Genomic DNA, 17,962 nt, shown 5'->3' with positions numbered 1-17,962 from the left:
GCCACGTCCTGCGATTGGCCCGCGACCGGGACAATTCCTGTACTCCGCAGTTCAATCGATGGGTTAAGATTCAGTTTCCGCGACGCATGATGCGTCGTTTGTGGCGCCCCACCGCAATCGCCCCCCATGCCCATCCAGACTGCCAACGCCGTCGCCTTGCAGGGCGTCCGCCTCGACCGCGGCGGGCGCACGATCCTGCGCGACCTGGACCTGGTGATCCCCCGCGGCAGCATCACCGCCGTGCTGGGACCCTCGGGCACCGGCAAGTCGACCCTGCTGGCCGCACTGACCGGCGAGCTGGTGCCGGCCGCCGGCGAGGTCCGCGTGTTCGGCCAGTCCGTGCCGCAGGGATCCCGCGACCTGCTGGAGATGCGCAAGGGGATCGGCGTGCTGCTGCAGGGTAACGGGCTGCTCACCGACCTGAGCGTGGCCGGCAACGTGGCCCTGCCGCTGCGCGCGCACACCCGCCTGCCCGAACCGCTGCTGCAGCGGCTGGTGGCGATGAAGCTCAACGCGGTCGGCCTGCGCGCCGCCGCCGACCTGTATCCGCGCGAGCTTTCCGGCGGCATGGCCCGGCGCGTGGCGCTGGCGCGCGCGCTGGCCCTGGACCCACCGCTGATGCTCTACGACGAGCCGCTGACCGGCCTGGACCCGATCGCCTCCGGCGTGATCATGAGCCTGATCCGGCGCCTGTCGCGCAGCCTGGGCCTGACCAGCATCATCGTCAGCCACCACGTCCGCGAGACCCTGCCGATCGCCGACCAGGCGGTGGTGGTCGCCAACGGCGGCATCGTCTTCGACGGCACCCCCGCGCAGCTGGAGGCCAGCGGCGACCCGCTGGTGCGCCAGTTCCTGCACGGCGAGCCCGACGGCCCGATCCCGTTCGAGGGCGCGGTGCCGAAGCCGGCGCGGGCGAACCGCGAGGTGGCGGCGACATGAGTACCGCGACCGTGGCCGCCACCCTGCAATCGCTGGGCCGCGCCGGCCTGTTCTCGCTGTCGGTGCTGCGCGCCTCGCTGCCGACCCGCGACTTCTTCGCCGAGCTGACCCGCGAGATCTACAAGATCGGCGGCCGCTCGCTGCCGATCATCGCCGTCGGCGGCGCTTTCGTGGGCCTGGTGCTGACCCTGCAGGGCTACCGCACCCTGACCACCTTCGGCGCGGCCGATGCGTTGTCCACGCTGCTGGGCCTGTCGCTGTACCGCGAACTGGGCCCGGTGCTGACCGCGCTGCTGTTCATCGGCCGCGCCGGCAGCTCCATCGCCGCCGAGCTGGGCCTGATGCGCGCCACCGACCAGATCAAGGCGCTGGAGCTGATGGCGATCGACCCGGTGGCCAAGGCGGTGGCGCCGCGCTTCTGGGCGGCGGTGCTGTGCGTGCCGCTGCTGACCGTGTTCTTCTGCTCGCTGGCGATCAGCGCGAGCTGGTTCCAGGCGGTGCAGGTGCTGGGCCTGGACAACGGCACGTTCTGGTCGGCGCTGCAGGGCAGCGTCGATTTCTGGGACGACTTCGGCGTGGCGCTGCTGAAGTCGGCCGTGTTCGGCGGCACCGCCGCGCTGGTGGCCTCGTACGCGGGCTTCCACGCCGAGCCGACGATCGAGGGCACCTCGGTGGCGACCACCCGGGCGGTGGTCAACGCCTCGCTGCTGGTGCTGATGCTGAACTTCGTGATGTCGGCCTTGCTGTTCAGGTGAGGAGCGGCGTCCCGGTCGCCTTCGTGCATGCGCGACCTCCGCCTGAACCCCGCCAGCGTGAATGCTTCACACGCCTGCACGTCCGCCCGCAGGCAATGAATGAAAACCCCGGGTGTGATCAAGCACCTTGTTGCAATCCCGTTTAGAAGCGATCCGATAGGTATCTACCCATGGCAATCCGTGGTCCCAGGCTCGAATTCGCGGTTGGCGCCTTCCTCGTGCTGGCGCTGGCGTCGCTGCTGGTGCTGGCGTTCGCCTCGACCAACCGCCAGTTCGGCATCGGCGGCGGCAGCTACCCGCTGACCGCGCGCTTCTCCAACCTCGGCCAGCTGCGGCTGCAGGCGCCGGTCAAGATCGGCGGCGTGGTCGTGGGCCGGGTCGAGAAGATCGACCTGGACCCGGTGAAGTTCGACTCGATCGTCACCCTCGCCATCGACAAGCGCTACGCCGATTTGCCGGGCGACACCTCCGCCGGCATCTTCACCAGCGGCCTGCTCGGCGAGAGCTTCATCGGCCTGCAGCCGGGCGGCGACCCCGAGCCGCTGCGACCGGGCGACGAGATCGCCTACACCCAGCCGGCGATCGACCTGATCCAGCTGGTCGGCAAGTACATGTTCGGCGGCGGCGCCGGCGCGGGCGCGCCCCCGCCGCCACCGCACGACGAAGCGACACCCTCCCCCAGCGAAGCGATGCAGCCATGAAGCCCCTCGCCTTTTCCCTCTCCTCCATCCTCTCCCTCGCCCTTGCACTGCCGCTGCTGGCGTCGGCGCCGGTGGCCGTCCACGCCCAGCAGGTCGCCACCATCACGCCGGGCAAGCAGGTCGTCGACAACGGCACCCGCATCCTGTCCACGCTGCAGCAGCGGCGTGCCGAGTTCCAGAAGAACCCGGACACCCTGCGCGCCTACATCGATGGCGAGCTGCGCAACGTGTTCGACCGCGACTACGCGGCGCGACTGGTCCTGGGCCCGCACGGCCGCGGCGCCAGCGACGCCGACGTGAAGCTGTTCGCCGACGCGATGACCGACAACCTGATGCAGCGCTACGGCGCGGCCCTGCTCGGCTTCGACGGCAAGCCGCGGATCCGCCTGAAGGGCGAGTCGCCGCTGCCGAACAACCGCGGCGTGAAGGTCTCCACCGAGATCCTGCGCGAAGGCGGCGACCCGATCCCGGTCGATTACTACGTGCGCAACAACGGCGGCTGGAAGATCTTCGACGTGATGGTCGAGGGCGTGTCCTACGTGCAGACCTTCCGCAGCCAGTTCGACGCGCCGCTTCGGCAGAAGTCGATCCCCCAGGTCGCCGCCGACCTGCGCGCCGGCAGCATCAGCCCCGGCACGGACGCCAATGGCGCGCGCTGAGGCCGCCACCGCCCTGTCGCTGCATCGCGACGGGCCGGTGCTGCGCCTGTCCGGCGCCCTGGACCGCGCCGCGGCCACCGCCGCGTGGCCGGCACTGCTGGCGCAGTTGCCGGGTGCACAGGTGCTGGACGTCGCCGGCGTGCAACGCCTGGACAGTGCCGGCCTGGCGCTGCTGGCCGAAGCCGCCGACCTGCTGTCGGCGCAGGGCGCCGCGGTGCAGGTGAGCGGCGCGCCGGAGGGCCTGGCGGAACTGCGTGCGGCCTACCGCCTCGACGCGGCGCTGGGCTTCGCGGACCCGTCGCCATGACCGGCGTGCTCCGGAACCTGGCGTCCGTCGCGATGCTGCTGGCGCTGGCCGCCTGTGCCAGCGCGCCGAAGCCGGCCGCCGCGCCCGCCGTCGCCCCGGTGGCGGGCCAGGCCATCGGGGCCGGCGTGCCGGCGGAAGCCGTGGCCGACAGTGCGCCGGTACCGGCCGATGCCACGGCGGGCGCGACCGCCGCGGTCGAGGCGGAAGCCACCGCCGACGCCGCGCCGGCCTCCGCCGATGCCGGCGCCGCGGGCGCGCCGACCGCGGCCGAGGACGATTACGCCGCGCTGTACGGGGAGGCCCCCGCCGCGGTGGTGCCGGATGGCAACGGCGGCACCGCCGCGCCGGCGCCGTTCGATCCATGGGAGCCGATGAACCGCCGGATCCATGCCTTCAACAACGTCGTCGACAACGCCATCGCCCGGCCGCTGGCGCAGGCCTATGCGACCGTGGTGCCGCAACCGGTGCGGCTGGGCGTGACCAACTTCTTCGACAACCTCCGCTCGCCGCTGACCTTCATCAACCAGCTGCTGCAGGGCCGCCCGCGCCATGCGGTGCAGACGCTGGGCAGGTTCGTGGTCAATTCGACCCTGGGCATCGGCGGCGTCTTCGATCCGGCCAGCGACCTGAAGATGAAGCGCCGCAGCGAGGACTTCGGCCAGACCCTGGGCATCTGGGGCTGGCGCAGCTCGCGCTACGTGGAGCTGCCGCTGTTCGGTCCGCGCACGGTCCGCGACGTGTTCGGGCTGGTCGGCGACGCGCCGCTGTCGGTGACCCGGCAGGTCGATGAAGACGCGATCCGCTACGGGCTGCAGGGCCTGCAGCTGGTCGACACGCGTTCGCAGCTGCTGTCGCTGGACGTGATGCGCCAGGACGCCGCGGACGATTACGCGCTGGTCCGCAACGCCTGGATGCAGCGGCGCACGTTCCAGATCGAGGGCGACCGCCGCCGGCGCGAGCAGTCCGACGGCCTGCCCGACTACCTCGAGGAAGAGGATCCGTATCCGACCGTGCCGGCCGACGCGATGCCGGTGCCGATTCCGGGCGGCTGAGGCGCAGGCCGCCACGCGCCGAAGCAGATGGAAAGCCCGGGATCGCTCCCGGGCTTTTTCTTTGCACGCCTGCGGGGCTTGGCAGGCGGTTCGGGGAGGGGCGGTTTCGTGGTCGCTGGTCGAAGATCGGCTTGGATGGCCGGAGCGTCGTCCTGGGGTTGGCCGGTTGAAGCGCCGGCTTCGGAGGAGGCGTTCAAGCGTCGGCTCCGGGGTGGCTGGCCGAAGTGCCGGCTTCGCGGTGGCTGGTCGAAGCGTCGGCTTCGGAGGGGGCCGCCGTGCCCTGGGGAGAGGGCCCATCCCTCGGGACGACATCCTGTCTTTACTCGGGTCGTGGCACATCCATGTGCCACTTGGGCCCTCTCCCCAGGACACGGCGTCCTCGGGGATCTTCGGGGTCGTGGCTTCGATCGAGGGGGTGACTGCGGGAGCAGCGCCTCGTGTCGCCGTTCCATGACTTCTGCGGAGTGCGCTATCGCTGCGAGCCCCGGGCAACGATCGAAGCCACGCCCTCGACGCGCCGGAAGGACGCCGTCCTGTCGCCATGGGGGTCGAGCGGCACAGGGATGTGCCGCGGTCGCGAGCTGAGGCAGGGACGCCGGCGCGAGCGACGACCCCCATGGCGGCAGGACGGCGGCCCCGTCCGGAGCTCGCCGGTCCGTACGCCCTTGGTCTGGCCCGCAACCGCGAGAGGAACCTCCCGCGAACGTCTTCTCAGGCAGCGAGCGCGGCGTCGATCGCCGCGCGCAGGCGCGGGTCGTCGGCGGTGACGTCCGGGGCGAAGCGTGCCACGACCCGGCCGTCGCGGCCGACGAGGAACTTCTCGAAGTTCCACAGCACCCCTGGCGCCGGATTGGCGGCGATGCCGGCGCCGGCCAGCTTCTCGCGCATCGGGCCCTCGCCCGTCGCGGCCGGCTGCGCCGCCACCAGCGCGCGGTACAGCGGATGGATGCCCTCGCCGACGACGGCGATCTTGGCGAACATCGGGAAGGTCACGTCGAAGTTGACCGAGCAGAAGCTGGCGATCTGGGCCTCGTCGCCCGGCTCCTGGCCGAGGAAATCGTTGGCCGGGAAGCCCAGCACCTCCAGGCCCGCCGCGTGCTTCTCGCGGTAGAGCTTCTCCAGGCCCTCGTACTGAGGCGTCAGGCCGCACTTGGAGGCGACGTTGACGACCAGGCGCACCTTTCCGGCCCAGTCGCCGAGGGCGGCGGGCCGGCCGTCGATGGTGGTCACGGGAATGGCGTCGAGGGTGTCGGTCACGGGGCAACTCCTGTGGGGGCGGGGCCGGACCCCGCTGGATTGGTCGGCATGGTACGGCGGCGGCCGCGAAGCGGACTCGCCGCCCGCAGGCACGGCCAGCGGCAGGGGAGTGTATCTACGCCTCGTCGGTGTCGTCGGCTTCGACCTCGTCTTCCGGACCGAAGTCGCCGAGCAGCGCCTGCGCCTGGTCCTGGCCGATCGATTCGACGCCGCGCAGCTTGCGTTCGATGGTGCGGGTCTTGCGGCTGGCATCGCCCAGGCTCTTGCCGACCGTGTTGATCTGCTTTTCGGCCTTCTCTAGGATCCCGGCAAACTTGCCGAACTCGCTCTTCACGGCGCCCAGCAGGCTCCAGACCTCGCTGGAACGCTGCTCGATGGCCAGCGTGCGGAAGCCCATCTGCAGGCTGTTGAGCAGCGCGGTGACCGTGGTCGGCCCGGCGATCACCACCCGGTGCTCGCGCTGCAGCGCGTCGGTCAGGCCGGCGCGGCGCAGGGTCTCGGCGTACAGGCCTTCGGTCGGAAGGAACATCACCGCGAAGTCGGTGGAGTGCGGCGGCGCGATGTACTTGTCGCTGATCGACTTGGCCTGGATGCGGATCGCACGCTCCAGCTGGGCGCCGGTGGTGCGCACCAGTTCCGGGTCGCCCTGTTCCTGCGCGTCGAGCAGGCGTTCGTAGTCCTCGCGCGGGAACTTGGCGTCGATCGGCAGCCACACCGGCGCGTCCGCTTCGCCGCGCCCGGGCAGGCGCACGGCGAAGTCGACCATCTCCGCGCCATCCGGGCGCACGCGCACGCCGCGCGCGTACTGGTCCTGGGTCAGGGTCTGCTCGAGGATGTTCTCCAGCTGCACCTCGCCCCAGCCGCCGCGGTTCTTGACGTTGGTCAGCACCCGCTTGAGGTCGCCCACGCCGGTGGCCAGCTGCTGCATTTCGCCGAGCCCGCGCTGGACCTGCTCCAGCCGCTCGGAGACCAGCTTGAACGAGGAGTCCAGGCGGGTGGTGAGCGTGCTCTGCAGCTTCTCGTCGACCGTCTCGCGCATCTTCTCCAGCTTGCGCGCGTTGTCTTCCTGCAGCGCGCGCAGCTGTTGCTCCAGGGTGGCACGCATCTCGCCGATGCGCTGCTCGTTGCGCTGGGTCAGCTCGCGCAGCTGCGCCGACAGCGCCTCGGTGAAGCGCTGCTGCGATTCGCCCGCCTCGAGCCGGCCCTTGCGCGCGTCCTCGGTCAGGGTGTCGCGCAGCTGGTCCAGGCGCCCATCGGTGCGCGTGCCCAGGTCGGCCAGGTGGCGGGCGAAGCCGTCGATGCGCTGGCCCTGGGTCGCGGCCAGGCCATCGAGTTGCTGGCGCAGCTCCAGGCGGCCGTCGCGCTGCTCGTTGCGCAGCGCCTCCTCCAGCCTCGCGCGCAGCGACTCGAGCGCGGCGTCGGGACGGCGCAGGAACAGGGCGATCTGGAACGCGAGCACCGCCAGCAGCAGGCCGGCGAGCAGGTAGAGCAGGGAAGTGTCGGTCATGCGCCCAGTCTAGCGGCGGCGGTCTCGGCAGGCGCGACACCGGGCGCCGCCATCGGCCTTGTCCGCACCGGACCCGCCGGCCCGGGCGGCCGGCGCCGCCCTCTTCGCGTCGTGCCCGGCGCCGCGGGCGGCCACGCCATTCACGCCACTACAACCGGATGCGCCCAGACTGCCGCCATGGCCAGCAGCGCCCGCCCTCCCATCTTCCTCAAGCGCGCCTACGAGGAGCCGGCGCCGGGCGACGGCCAGCGCCTGCTGGTCGACGGCGTGTGGCCGCGCGGGGTGTCGAAGGCGGACCTGCAGGCCGAGGCCTGGTTGAAGGCGCTGGCGCCCAGCACCGCGCTGCGGAGGTGGTTCAACCACGATCCGGCGCGCTGGGAGGGCTTCCGCGCGCGCTACGCCGCCGAACTGGAGGCCAACCCGGAGGCGCTGGCCCAGCTGCGCGGCTACCTGGTCCGCGGGCCGGTGACCCTGGTCTACGCCGCCCGCGACGAGGAGCACAACAATGCGGTCGCGCTGCGCGATTACGTCCTGCACGGGCACCGTCCGGCCCGCCGCCACTCCGGACGCGGGTCCGGCTCCGCCTGATCCGGCCGCAGCCGGGCCATGGCTTTGCTGCGCCGCATTGCGCCACACTCCGCGCTTCGCTTCCGCCGCAGGATTTCCATGAGCTGGCACCGCCGCAAGTCCCTCGACACCATCACCCAGCACGAAGAAGGCCGCCGCCTGGTCCCGACCCTGACCTGGCCGCACCTGGTGGCGCTCGGGATCGGCGCCATCGTCGGTACCGGCATCTACACCCTGATCGGCGTCGGTGCGGACAAGGCCGGCCCGGCGGTGCTGCTGTCGTTCGTGATCGCCGGCATGGTCTGCGCCTGCGCGGCGCTGGCCTATGCCGAGATGGCGACCATGATGCCGGCCGCCGGCAGCGCCTACACCTACAGTTATGCCGCGCTGGGCGAGACCCTGGCCTGGATCGTGGGCTGGAGCCTGATCCTGGAGTACTCGCTGGTGGTGAGCACCGTGGCGGTGGGCTGGTCGGGCTATTTCGTCGGCTTCATGCAGTGGGTCGGGATCACGATCCCGCCGGCACTGGCGGCCGGGCCGCACGCTGGCGGGATCATCAACCTGCCGGCGATCCTGATCACCTTCGCCGTGGCCGGACTGCTGATCGCCGGCACCCGCGAGAGCGCCACGCTCAACGCGGTACTGGTGGTGGTCAAGCTGATCGCGCTGGCGGTGTTCATCGCCATCGCCCTGCCGGCGTTCGACGGCGAAAACCTGCAGCCGTTCATGCCGTACGGCTTCCCGAAGTCGATGGGGGCTGACGGCGTCGAACGGGGGGTGATGGCCGCCGCGGCGATCATCTTCTTCGCCTTCTACGGCTTCGATGCGATCTCCACCGCCGCCGAGGAGACCAAGGACCCCAGCCGCAACCTGTCGATCGGCATCATCGGCTCGATGGTCGGCTGCACCCTGATCTACGTGCTGGTCGCGCTGGCGGCCGTCGGCGCGATGGCCTACACCGTGTTCGGGCAGAGCGCCGAGCCGCTGGCGCTGATCCTGCGCGAGCTCGGCCACGGCCCGGCCGCGGCCGCCATCGGCATCGCCGCGGTGATCGCGCTGCCGACGGTGCTGCTGGCGTTCTTCTACGGACAGAGCCGGATCTTCTTCGTGATGTCGCGCGACGGCCTGCTGCCGCGTTCGCTGTCGCTGGTCAATCCCAGGACCGGCACGCCCGTGGCGATCACCGTGTTCACCGCGATCCTGGTCGCCGCCCTCGCCGGCGTGGCCCGCCTGGACGAGATCGCCGCGCTGGCCAATGCCGGCACGCTGGTCGCCTTCATCGCCGTGTCGGTATGCCTGCTGGTGCTGCGCAAGCGCGAGCCGGATCGCGCGCGCGGGTTCCGCACGCCGCTGGCCTGGGTGGTCGCCCCGCTGGCGATCCTCGGCTGCGCCTACCTGTTCTGGAGCCTGCCGCAGAAGACCCAGCTGTATTTCCTGGCCTGGAACGTGGTCGGCTTCGTGCTGTACGTGGCCTATGCCCGGCGCAACAGCCAGCTCGGACGCTGACGCCGATGGTCCGCACCGCTTGACGTAGAGCGGGGCTCGCCCCGCTGCGCCGGTCTGGCCACGAAAACCCATTGAAGGCAGCGGGGCAAGCCCCGCTCTACGAGGGAGCTGCCTCCGGCGGCATCGCGCGCGGGTGCGTCGGGCTCAGTCCAGCACGCGGCAGAACACCGCCTTGAGGTAGCGCGACTCGGGCACGTTGGCCAGGAACGGGTGGTCGGCGCCGGCACCGGCCACCTTCAGCACCTGCACCGTGCGCCCGGCGTAGAACGCGGCGCGTCGCAGCATGTCCAGGAACTGGTCCTCGGCGACGAGGCCGGTGCAGGAGAAGGTGGCGAACAGCCCGCCCGGCTTGACCACGCCCAGCGCCAGCTTGTTCATGTCCAGGTACTTCTTCAGCGCGGTGATGACCTGGTCGCGGTCGCGGGTCATCTTGGCCGGGTCGAGGATCACCGCGTCGTAGCGGTCGCCGCGGTTGGCCGCGTCGCGCAGCCACGGGAAGATGTCGGCCTGGACGAAGCGCGGCTTGACGCCGTTGAGCCGCGCATTGCCCTTGGCGATCTCGATCACCGCCTCGTCGATGTCGATGCCGGTGACCTCGGCGGCGCCGCGCGCGGCCGCGTACACGGCGAAGCCGCCGGTGTTGCAGCACAGGTCCAGCACGGTCTTTCCGGCGACCTGCCGCGAGAACCATTCACGGTTCTCGCGCTGGTCGGCGAAGAAGCCGGTCTTGTGCGCGCCGGCCGGGTCGGCGCGGAAGCGGATGCCGTGCTCGGTGATGACCGCCGGCTCCGGCGAGCCGCCCTCGCTGTAGACCGGGCGGTAGTCGAAGCTCTCCTGCTTCTGCACGTGTTCGTCGGCGAAGCTGTAGATGCGCGCGCCGGGGAAGTGCGCGCGCAGCGCCGCATAGATCCACTCGCGGTGGCGGTACATGCCGGCGCTGAAGAATTCGACCACCAGCAGGTCGTCGTACCGGTCCACCACCAGCCCGGACAGGCCGTCGCCCTCGGCGTGGACGACCCGCCAGGCGTTGGAGACCTCGTCCAGCTTCAACACCTGGCGGCGCAACTCGACCGCCGCGCCGATGCGGCGCTCGAACCAGGCCGCATCGACGGCCACCGCAGGATCGGTTTCCAGGATGCGCAGCGCGATCCGCGAGTGGCCGTTGTAGAAACCGCGGCCGATGAACTGGCCGTCGATGTCGAAGGCGTCGACGATCTCGCCGGGCTTGGGCTTCTGCGCCGGCTTGTCGACCACCTTCTGGAAGATCCAGGGGTGGCTGGAGCGCCAGGCGTTCTTGAGCCGTACGGTGGGGTAGTGGGTATCCATGCGCGCATTGTAAAGGCCGCCCGCCGTGGCGGCCCGCACCGCCGCACCCGCCACCCGTGCGTCCATCCCGGGCGCGTCCTGCCAAGGAGGCCGGCGCGGAGCGCGCGTGGCGGGCCGATGCGAGCGTGTCGCGCGCGAACGCTGTCCCGGACAGTCCCGCGCCATACCGCCGGGCATGGCCGGCGCGCGCGCAGCGGCGGGCAAAACACGCGACAATGCGGGGGTTTCGCCGCGCCGGGCCGCACCGCTTTCCGTGCCGCCGCCGCCGGCCTTCCCGTTCCGCCTGTCGAACCGAAGAGAGCCCGCCCAGACCATGTCGAACACGCCGAAGATCATCTACACGCTCACCGACGAAGCCCCGTTCCTGGCGACCCAGTCGCTGCTGCCGATCGTCCAGGCCTTCGCCGGTACCGCCGGGATCCAGGTCGAGACCCGCGACATCTCGCTGGCCGGCCGCATCCTGTCCCAGTTCCCGGACTACCTGGGCGATGCGCAGAAGATCGGCGACCACCTGGCCGAACTGGGCGAACTGGCGACCAGGCCCGAGGCCAACATCATCAAGCTGCCCAACATCAGCGCCTCGGTGCCGCAGCTGAAGGCCGCGATCAAGGAGCTGCAGGCCCAGGGCTACCCGCTGCCGGACTACCCGGACGCGCCGAAGGACGAGAAGGAAAAGGACATCCAGGCCCGCTACGACCGGACCAAGGGCAGCGCGGTCAATCCGGTGCTGCGCGAGGGCAACTCCGACCGCCGCGCGCCGGCATCGGTGAAGAGCTATGCACGCAAGCACCCGCACCGGATGGGGCCGTGGAGCAAGGACTCGAAGACCCACGTGGCGCACATGGACGGCGGCGACTTCTACGGCAGCGAGCAGTCGGCCACCGTCGACGCCGCCGGCAGCCTGAAGATCGAGCTGGTCCAGGACGACGGCAGGACCGTGGTGCTGAAGGAGAAGGTCGCGGTCAAGGCCGGCGAGATCGTCGATGCCTCGACCATGAGCCGCAAGGCGCTGGCCGCGTTCGTCGCCGCCCAGGTCGCCGATGCGAAGGCGCAGGGCGTGCTGTTCTCGCTGCACCTGAAGGCGACCATGATGAAGGTCTCCGACCCGATCATGTTCGGCGTGGTGGTCTCGGAGTTCTACAAGGACGCGCTGGCCAGGCACGCCGAGGCGCTGGCGTCGGTGGGCTTCTCCCCGGACAACGGCATCGGCGACCTGTACGCGCGCATCGCCTCGCTGCCGGAAGCGCAACAGGCCGCGATCAAGGCCGACGTCGAGGCCGTGTACGCCGCCGGCCAGGCGGTGGCGATGGTCAACTCCGACAAGGGCATCACCAACCTGCACGTGCCCAGCGACGTGATCGTCGACGCCTCGATGCCGGCGATGATCCGCGACTCGGGCAAGATGTGGAACGCCGAAGGCAAGCTGCAGGACACCAAGGCGGTGATCCCGGACCGCTGCTACGCCGGCGTGTACCAGGCAGTGATCGACGACTGCAAGGCGCACGGCGCGTTCGACCCGACCACCATGGGCAGCGTGCCCAACGTGGGCCTGATGGCGCAGAAGGCCGAGGAGTACGGCAGCCACGACAAGACCTTCCGCATCCCGGCCGCCGGCACCGTGCGCGTCACCGACGAGGCGGGCAAGGTCGTGTTCGAGCACAAGGTTCAGGCCGGCGACATCTGGCGCATGTGCCAGACCAAGGACGCGCCGATCCAGGACTGGGTCAAGCTCGCCGTCAACCGCGCGCGGCTCAGCAGCACCCCGGCGGTGTTCTGGCTGGACACCGCGCGCGCGCACGACCGCCAGGTGATCGCCAAGGTCGAGAAGTACCTCAAGGACCACGACACCGCCGGCCTCGACATCCGCGTGCTGTCGCCGGTGGAGGCCACGAAGTTCTCGCTCGAGCGCATCCGCCAGGGCAAGGACACCATCTCGGTGACCGGCAATGTTCTTCGCGACTACCTGACCGACCTGTTCCCGATCCTGGAACTGGGCACCAGCGCCAAGATGCTGTCGATCGTGCCGCTGATGGCCGGCGGCGGCCTGTTCGAGACTGGCGCCGGTGGCTCGGCGCCCAAGCACGTGCAGCAGTTCGTCGAGGAGAACTACCTGCGCTGGGATTCGCTGGGCGAGTTCCTGGCCCTGGCCGCCTCGCTGGAGCACCTGTCCGAGCAGACCGGCAACGCCTCGGCCGGCGTGCTGGCCGCCGCGCTGGACCAGGCCAACGGCCTGATCCTGGACAACAACCGTTCGCCGGCGCGCAAGGTGGGCGAGCTGGACAACCGCGGCAGCCATTTCTACCTGGCCCTGTACTGGGCGCAGGCGCTGGCCGCGCAGGACCAGGACGCGGGCCTGAAGGCGAAGTTCGCCCCGCTGGCCAAGGCCCTGACCGAAGGCGAGGCGGCCATCATCGGCGAGCTCAACGGTGCGCAGGGCAAGCCGGTCGACATCGGTGGCTACTACCACCCGGACCTGGCCAAGGCCGGTCCGGCGATGCGTCCGTCGGCGACCTTCAACGCCGCGCTGGCGATGCTGGGCTGAGCTGCAGCGCGACGCAGGTCGCCATACGCCCCCGATGCCCGGCCCTAGCCGGGCGTCGGCGTTTCAGGCCGGCCGCGCTGCGATCCGTGCACTGGGATCTGCTTCGGCAATGGCTGCCGCGAACTGTCATCCTGGTCCCTTTCCCAGTCGCAGCGGATGAGGTCGAGGCCACCGGATCGTCATACGGCGCTGGACACCGCCTGCCCAACTGCCAGTTCTGGCCAGATCGGCCTGACTTCAATCGTTGCAGCCTTCGCCATGGGGTGCGTGAGTGCGAGCCTGACGGCAGCATCCATGCTGGCGCATTCCACCAGCTCGTAGGCACACATCTGCTCGTTCGAGCGGGAGAAGGGCCCTGCCACGACTTGCTGTCTGCCGTCCCTAATTCGGACGGTCGTTGCGGTGGCGGCGGGCTGCAAGGGATTGCCATGAATCCGCACTCCGACATGGGCGTTCTCGGAAATCCATTCATGGATGGCGCCAACAAGCTCCTGCGTTGGCGTGAATTCGTCGCCATGGGCAATGATCAGCATGAATTTCACGGCCACTTCTCCGCGCCCGGCGATCAGAGATACGCCGTGATATCCGGTGGCTCCTGGGAGTCGTGCGCCCCGTCGAGATACGAGATGCCGAACTTCATGAAATCTTCGGATGGCAGATCCAGGGTCGAGACGTTGATTGCCGCGAAGGGATGCATGGGTGAGCGCCCGTTCGAGCGGCCGAATGTCCTGATGCCGCAATGCCGGCAGAAGCAGTGCTCGACCGCTCCCTCTCCGAAGGTATAGACGCTGATGGAATCCCCTCCCTCCAGGACCTCCAGCTGGCTCGCCTGCATGGGCAGGATCCAGCTTCTGGATTTCGTGCAGACCGAGCAGTTGCAGCGGAATGTCGGCATGTCGAACGAGACGTCCGCATCGTATTGAACATTTCCGCAATGACAGCTTCCTCGCATTCGTTCACCTCTCCCGTTGATGGAGCGTGCTGTGGCCACGCGCTACCCCGCGACAGGCCACCCGGAAAGCCAGGCCTCGCCCGCCGGGTCCTGGCTCGAATCAAGGGGGTGCGTTGCAGCTACGGCAGACCTTTCATATTGATCGGTGATTCCACCATGGACTCCGGCCAGAGCTACGCGTATGCGGCGGCGGAACAAGGAAGGAACATGCCTAGGCCTCTGGGCGCAACTTCGGCAGCGCGGTGTCCGCATCCCTCCGCCACGCATCGCGACGGAGCAGCGCAGGGGCGTGAGCGCGCGCGGCTGTCTGGTCCGCCGCAGCCCGGCTACGCTGACCGCAGTCTCCGCCGGCGGCCAGGTCGTGATCGACGACGTGGCCGCCCAGGAACAGCAGGCCCTGGTACATCACGGCCAGCTGGTGCCACACCTGTTTCCGGTTCCCGCTGCCCATCACACCGCTCCTATCTGCGCCGCCACGCCGGCTTGAATGACTGCCAAGATAGGGTCACGATTTGCGCTCACATAGCGAAACATCAGCAAGCTAGGCTTGAGGTGAGTTCAAGATGAGCCGACTCCCGCTGGACCAGGTGGACGCCTTCGTCACCGCCGCCCGCCTGGGCAACCTGACCCGCGCGGCCGAGCGCATGAACCTCACCGTGAGCGCGCTGAGCCATCGCATGCGCCTGCTCGAACAGCGGCTGGGGCATCGCCTGCTGGCGCGCGGGCCGCGCGGGGTGGAACTGACCCCGGACGGGCAACGCCTGTTCGACGCGATCGCCGGTCCGCTGGCCACTATCGAGCACGCGCTGCGCCATGCCACCGTGCGCGGCGACAACACGGTGACCCTGAGCCTGATCCCGTCGATGGCGACCGCCTGGCTGGTGCCGCGGTTGCCGGCGTTCCTGGCGCGGTACCCGGAGCTGGCACTGAACCTGCAATCGAGCATCCACGTGGTCGACTTCGAGCGCGAGCCGGTGGACCTGGCACTGCGCCTGGGCGGCGGGCAGTGGCCGGGCGTGCGCGCCGAGCTGCTGTTCGACGAATCCATCGTGCCGGTGGCCAGTCCCGGGCTGGTCGAAAGGCTCGGCACGCCGGCCCCGGACCAGCTCGCACATTGGCCGCTGCTGGGCGATCCGGCCGATCGCTGGAAAGACTGGTTCGCGCGCTTCGGCGGGCAGCCGCCGGATCGCTATGTCGCGCGGTTCGACGACACCGAGACCCTGCACCAGGCAGCGGTGCAGGGCATTGGCGTGGCCTTGGCGCGCTGGACCCTGGCCGAACCACTGGTCCGCGCTGGCCGGCTGCAGCCGCTGGCGCAGGAGCGGATGCAGGCCGGCTTCGGCCACTACCTCGTGTACCCGGAGCGCAGCCTGTCGCACGCCGGCTTTGCCACCGTGCGCGAATGGCTGCTCGAACAGGCGGCCGGGACGCGCGGCTGACCGCAACGGCCACGCATTCGGGGGCCACGGCGTGGCGCATGCATGATCGATGCGCCGGCCGTCCGGCACTGCTGCGGCCCGGCATTTCCCGCCCAAGGAGTGCACGCGATGAAGAGGATCGTCTTCGCCTTCGTGTTCTGCCTGTCCGTGCTGTCCGCTTCCGCCGCGATGGCGCAGTTCACCGGACCCAGTGCCAGCGGCCAGCCCACCACCGTGTCCGCCATCGGCAACGCGCGCATCGGCAGCTACGTCACCCTGACCGGCAACATCGTCAACCACCAGCGCAGCGACTACTTCACGCTCCGCGACGACACTGGCGAGATCCGCGTGGAGATCGCCTCCGGCGTATGGGGCGGGCGACAGGCCGGTCCGGATACCCGGGTGCGACTGCTGGGCGAAGTGGACCGGGGTCCTGCCGGGCGCTACGTCTGGGTCAAGACGCTCGAGGTGCTGTCCCCGTAGAGCGGGGCCTGCCCCGCTTCTTCTCGGGACGAGATCTTTGCAGCAGCGGGGCAAGCCCCGCTCTACGGCGCGATGCGCGCGACGGAACTTGGCCGCGCGGCCGGCGCGCGCCCTACCATGTGCGCATGACCCAGGCCGATGCCATCGCCGCGCAGATCCGCGACGCCTTCGACGACTACCACGCGCGCTTCGCCGCGATCAGCCGTCGCGCGCAGAAGCGCTTCGAAACCCGCGACTGGGCCGCGGCGCGCGAGGACGCGACCGAGCGCCTGGACCTGTACGACGCCTGCATCGAAGAATGCGGCCGGCGCCTGGGCGCGCTGCTGTCCTCCGGCCAGCACGAGCGCGCGCCGTGGATCGACGTGCGCGCGGCGTACGCGGCGCTGATCGACGGCCTGGTCGACATCGAGCTGTACAAGACGTTCTACAACACGCTGACCCGGCGCTTCTTCCGCACCCGCGGCGTGGATCCGGCCATCGAGTTCGTCGCCCTGGAGATCGAACCGACCGATGCGATCACTACGCCGGTCGCCCGGCACAGCTACGCGGTGTCGGAAACGCGGCCGACCGACACCTTCATGCGCGTGCTGGAGAACTACCGCTTCGCCGTGCCCTATGCGCACCGCATGCGCTGCGCGGCGGCGATAGCCATCCGCCTGCAGGACGACCTGGCCCACTGGGGCGGGCACCCCGTGCGCGGGATCGAGCTGCTGGACACGGTGTTCTACCGCGAGCGCCGCGCCTACCTGGTCGGCCGCGTGTTCGGCGAGCACCGCTTCTCGCCGTGCGTGATCGCGCTGGTGCACGGCGACGGCGGGATCCGCGCCGAGGCGGTACTGACCCGGCGCGCCGACGTGGCGCAGCTGTTCGGCGTCTCGCGCAGCTATTTCCAGGCCGACCTGCCTACGGTCGGCGACGCGGTGGTGTTCCTGCGCACGCTGTTGCCGAACAAGCCGGTGGACGAGCTGTACACCGTGCTCGGCCGCGCCAAGCAGGGCAAGACCGAACGCTACCGCAGCTTCTTCCGCTACTTCCAGGGCCACCCGGAAGAGCGCCTGGTCCGCGCCGAGGGCACGCCGGGCATGGTCATGGCCGTGTTCACCCTGCCGGGCTACCCGCTGGTGTTCAAGGTGATCCGCGACCGTTTCGCCTGGCCGAAGGCGACCACGCGCGAGCAGGTGCAGGCGCAGTACGAGCGGGTGTTCCGGCTGGACCGGATCGGCCGCCTGCTCGACGCGCAACCGTTCCGCCACCTGCGCTTCCCGCGTGCCCGCTTCGATCCTCCGCTGCTGGCCGAACTGCGCGCGAGCTGCACCGGCAGCCTGGCCGAGGACGGCGACGACGTGGTGCTGTCGCTGTGCTACGTGCAGCGGCGGCTGCGGCCGCTGGACCTGTACCTGCGCGAGCAGGCCGGCGAGGCGGTGCGCGAGGCCGCGCTCGACTACGGCCAGGCCATCGTCGACCTGGCCCGCAACGACATCTTCCCCGGCGACATGCTGCTGAAGAACTTCGGCGTGTCGCGCCACCGGCGCGTGGTCTTCTACGACTACGACGAGATCCGTTCGGTGGGCGAGTGCCGGTTCCGCGAGTGGCCGCAGGCGCAGACATACGACGAGCAGATCGCGAGCGAGCCCTGGTTCCATGTCGCGCCGGAAGATGTGTTCCCCGAGCGCTTCCCGATGTTCATGGGCCTGCCGGGTCCGCTTGCCGCCGCACTGAAGACCGTGCACGGCCAGCTGTTCCGGCCGCAGTGGTGGTGGCAGTTGCAGGCGCAGCTGCGCAGCGGCGAATGGCCGGACACGCCGCCTTATCCGGATGCGTTGAAGCTGGCGTAGAGCGGGGCTTGCCCCGCTGCACTGGGGGTTCAAGGCGCCATCCGCCACGGCAGCGGGGCAAGCCCCGCTCTACGACGGAGCGGTTGCGGGTGCGGCCTGTCCACGAAGGCCAGGGCGCAAGTCGCGCTCCACGGCGGGGCCGATCACCCGCGCCTC

18 protein-coding genes are annotated in these 17,962 nt (G+C 70.1%); 12 read left to right on the top strand and 6 right to left on the bottom strand.

The window, feature by feature from the left end:
* Positions 1-126: 126 nt before the first annotated feature.
* From ABKA19_RS02110 to ABKA19_RS02085, 6 genes are all read left to right on the top strand, one after another.
* Entirely contained in the window at positions 127-939 is an 813-nt protein-coding gene (locus ABKA19_RS02110) for an ABC transporter ATP-binding protein (protein ID WP_353687437.1), read from the top strand.
* Positions 936-1,694 (top strand): MlaE family lipid ABC transporter permease subunit, encoded by a 759-nt coding sequence (locus ABKA19_RS02105; RefSeq protein WP_353687436.1) that lies wholly within the window; start codon positions 936-938, stop codon positions 1,692-1,694. Before ABKA19_RS02110 ends, ABKA19_RS02105 begins: the two co-directional genes overlap by 4 nt.
* Before the next feature lie 170 nt (positions 1,695-1,864).
* Positions 1,865-2,395, top strand: coding sequence for an outer membrane lipid asymmetry maintenance protein MlaD (gene mlaD / locus ABKA19_RS02100; RefSeq protein WP_353687435.1), 531 nt, complete (start codon positions 1,865-1,867; stop codon positions 2,393-2,395).
* Positions 2,392-3,054: an MlaC/ttg2D family ABC transporter substrate-binding protein gene (locus ABKA19_RS02095; RefSeq protein ID WP_353687434.1), complete on the top strand. Its 663-nt coding sequence runs from the start codon at positions 2,392-2,394 to the stop codon at positions 3,052-3,054. The genes mlaD and ABKA19_RS02095 overlap by 4 nt, the downstream gene beginning before the upstream one ends.
* Complete coding sequence (locus ABKA19_RS02090; RefSeq protein ID WP_353687433.1) at positions 3,041-3,361, top strand: STAS domain-containing protein; 321 nt, start codon at positions 3,041-3,043, stop codon at positions 3,359-3,361. The genes ABKA19_RS02095 and ABKA19_RS02090 overlap by 14 nt, the downstream gene beginning before the upstream one ends.
* Positions 3,358-4,413, top strand: coding sequence for an MlaA family lipoprotein (locus tag ABKA19_RS02085; protein WP_353687432.1), 1,056 nt, complete (start codon positions 3,358-3,360; stop codon positions 4,411-4,413). The genes ABKA19_RS02090 and ABKA19_RS02085 overlap by 4 nt, the downstream gene beginning before the upstream one ends.
* A 711-nt stretch (positions 4,414-5,124) precedes the next feature.
* Here the strand turns inward: ABKA19_RS02085 and ABKA19_RS02080 are convergent.
* Together ABKA19_RS02080 and ABKA19_RS02075 are read right to left on the bottom strand one after the other, a co-directional pair.
* Entirely contained in the window at positions 5,125-5,670 is a 546-nt protein-coding gene (locus ABKA19_RS02080; protein WP_353687431.1) for a glutathione peroxidase, read from the bottom strand.
* Between the two features lie 115 nt (positions 5,671-5,785).
* The gene (locus ABKA19_RS02075; RefSeq protein ID WP_353687430.1) at positions 5,786-7,177 is read right to left on the bottom strand and encodes a DNA recombination protein RmuC; all 1,392 of its coding nucleotides are present in this window, start codon (positions 7,175-7,177) and stop codon (positions 5,786-5,788) included.
* A 177-nt stretch (positions 7,178-7,354) separates the two neighbouring features.
* Here ABKA19_RS02075 and ABKA19_RS02070 point away from each other — a divergent pair, with 177 nt between their 5' ends.
* Together ABKA19_RS02070 and ABKA19_RS02065 are read left to right on the top strand one after the other, a co-directional pair.
* Positions 7,355-7,765: a DUF488 domain-containing protein gene (locus ABKA19_RS02070; protein WP_353687429.1), complete on the top strand. Its 411-nt coding sequence runs from the start codon at positions 7,355-7,357 to the stop codon at positions 7,763-7,765.
* 78 nt (positions 7,766-7,843) lie between these two features.
* Positions 7,844-9,250, top strand: coding sequence for an amino acid permease (locus ABKA19_RS02065; RefSeq protein ID WP_353687428.1), 1,407 nt, complete (start codon positions 7,844-7,846; stop codon positions 9,248-9,250).
* 144 nt (positions 9,251-9,394) lie between these two features.
* Here the strand turns inward: ABKA19_RS02065 and ABKA19_RS02060 are convergent, their stop codons facing one another.
* Entirely contained in the window at positions 9,395-10,576 is a 1,182-nt protein-coding gene (locus ABKA19_RS02060; RefSeq protein ID WP_353687427.1) for a class I SAM-dependent rRNA methyltransferase, read from the bottom strand.
* Between the two features lie 313 nt (positions 10,577-10,889).
* Here ABKA19_RS02060 and ABKA19_RS02055 point away from each other — a divergent pair, with 313 nt between their 5' ends.
* A complete protein-coding gene (locus tag ABKA19_RS02055; RefSeq protein ID WP_353687426.1) occupies positions 10,890-13,118 on the top strand; it encodes an NADP-dependent isocitrate dehydrogenase in 2,229 nt (742 codons plus the stop codon).
* Between the two features lie 179 nt (positions 13,119-13,297).
* Here the strand turns inward: ABKA19_RS02055 and ABKA19_RS02050 are convergent, their stop codons facing one another.
* The 3 genes from ABKA19_RS02050 to ABKA19_RS02040 form a co-directional block, all read right to left on the bottom strand.
* The gene (locus ABKA19_RS02050; RefSeq protein WP_353688025.1) at positions 13,298-13,651 is read right to left on the bottom strand and encodes a YciI family protein; all 354 of its coding nucleotides are present in this window, start codon (positions 13,649-13,651) and stop codon (positions 13,298-13,300) included.
* A 32-nt stretch (positions 13,652-13,683) separates the two neighbouring features.
* Positions 13,684-14,070, bottom strand: a complete 387-nt coding sequence (locus ABKA19_RS02045; protein WP_502945688.1) for a GFA family protein — start codon at positions 14,068-14,070, stop codon at positions 13,684-13,686.
* 211 nt (positions 14,071-14,281) lie between these two features.
* Positions 14,282-14,521 (bottom strand): hypothetical protein, encoded by a 240-nt coding sequence (locus ABKA19_RS02040; RefSeq protein ID WP_353687424.1) that lies wholly within the window; start codon positions 14,519-14,521, stop codon positions 14,282-14,284.
* 112 nt (positions 14,522-14,633) lie between these two features.
* Between ABKA19_RS02040 and ABKA19_RS02035 the strand changes: the two genes are divergently transcribed.
* From ABKA19_RS02035 to aceK, 3 genes are all read left to right on the top strand, one after another.
* On the top strand, positions 14,634-15,509 hold the full coding sequence (locus ABKA19_RS02035) for a LysR substrate-binding domain-containing protein (protein WP_353687423.1): 876 nt from the start codon (positions 14,634-14,636) through the stop codon (positions 15,507-15,509).
* A gap of 108 nt (positions 15,510-15,617) precedes the next feature.
* Entirely contained in the window at positions 15,618-15,971 is a 354-nt protein-coding gene (locus tag ABKA19_RS02030; protein ID WP_353687422.1) for a YgiW/YdeI family stress tolerance OB fold protein, read from the top strand.
* Positions 15,972-16,096: 125 nt separating this feature from the next.
* Positions 16,097-17,806 carry a bifunctional isocitrate dehydrogenase kinase/phosphatase gene (gene aceK / locus ABKA19_RS02025; RefSeq protein WP_353687421.1) on the top strand — a complete coding sequence of 570 codons (1,710 nt, stop codon included), beginning with the start codon at positions 16,097-16,099 and terminating at the stop codon, positions 17,804-17,806.
* Positions 17,807-17,962: the final 156 nt, after the last annotated feature.

The sequence above is a fragment of the Pseudoxanthomonas sp. Soil82 genome, from assembly GCF_040446535.1.
GTDB classification, from domain to species: Bacteria; Pseudomonadota; Gammaproteobacteria; order Xanthomonadales; family Xanthomonadaceae; genus Pseudoxanthomonas; species Pseudoxanthomonas kaohsiungensis.
This window is presented reverse-complemented; position numbering and strand designations above follow the sequence as displayed.